General features: G+C 53.8%; 1 pseudogene. It reads right to left on the bottom strand.

Features of this window, described 5'->3' with window-relative positions:
* Positions 1–517, bottom strand: a pseudogene (locus RCCGE510_RS32835) (hypothetical protein); the annotation flags it as partial.

The following is a 517-nucleotide window of genomic DNA, read 5'->3' on the forward strand; positions in this document are numbered from 1 at the left end:
TGTCGGAAATGACCTTTGGAATCCGCTTCTCCTGATACCGGGCCGTCAGGTCATAGTTGTTGAAGATTTCGCTGGCGGTGCGACTTATGAACGGCTCACGCCAGTCCGTGTCCGCCTTTGCATGCACCTCGTGAACCTCAAGCGCCGTATCGCGAAATCGATCTGTCACCAGTCGACATTCGATCAGCCGCCGCATGCAGACTGCCGCAATCCCGATGGCTCGTTCGAGCATATGATAAGGATTGTGCTCGGTTTCTGCATCCTTCAGCGCCTCGTCAAGGTGCATACCGATCCGCCGCTTTTGCTCGGCGAGCTCATTCTTCCAGGTATAGGACTGCCATTCGGAAGAGCGGACGCTACCCAGTTTGCGCATTTGCTCAAGCTGTTTCTCTATGTCTTCTTGATTCATAAGTATTTTAGCCTCGTCTCCGAGAGAGATTTTCTCAATCTGGCCAGCCTGCAAGGCTCCGACGATCGGATTGGTGACCGAGACGGTACCGCTAAGGCAGAATTTCGC

It is taken from the genome of Rhizobium sp. CCGE 510, assembly GCF_000292525.1.
Classification (GTDB): Bacteria; Pseudomonadota; Alphaproteobacteria; order Rhizobiales; family Rhizobiaceae; genus Rhizobium.